Here is a 513-nt window from a genome sequence, read left to right on the forward strand (position 1 = left end):
CCGGCCCTATTGAACGACCAGCGCCGTCGCTTTGTTTCCGAACCGGACATCATCTTGCAACCGCATTCCATAGAAAATGTACAAGAAATCATGCGGTTTTGTTTTGAACACCGTATCCCCGTTACCCCGCAGGGCGGCAATACCGGTTTGTGCGGCGCAGCGGTAGCTTCCGGCGGCGTACTGCTCAACCTTTCCAAAATCAACCGCATCCGCGAAATCAACCTTGCCGATAACAGCATCACCGTCGAGGCGGGCGTAATCCTGCAAAACGTCCAAAAAGCGACAGCCGAAGCAGGCAGGCTGTTTCCTCTCAGTCTTGCCAGTGAAGGTGCGTGCGAAATCGGCGGCAATATTGCCTGCAACGCCGGCGGATTAAACGTTTTACGCTACGGCAGTATGCGCGACTTGGTATTGGGCTTGGAAGTCGTCCTACCCAATGGCGAACTTGTTTCCCATCTCCAACCATTGCACAAAAATACCACCGGCTACGACCTGCGCCACCTCTTTATCGGA

Annotated in this window: 1 protein-coding gene; it reads left to right on the forward strand. The window is 54.2% G+C overall.

The features are described from left to right. On the forward strand, positions 1–513 hold a 513-nt coding region (locus ACTHUR_RS18490), incomplete at both ends, for an FAD-binding oxidoreductase (RefSeq protein ID WP_440400227.1).

It is taken from the genome of Neisseria sp. P0021.S007 (assembly GCF_051956855.1).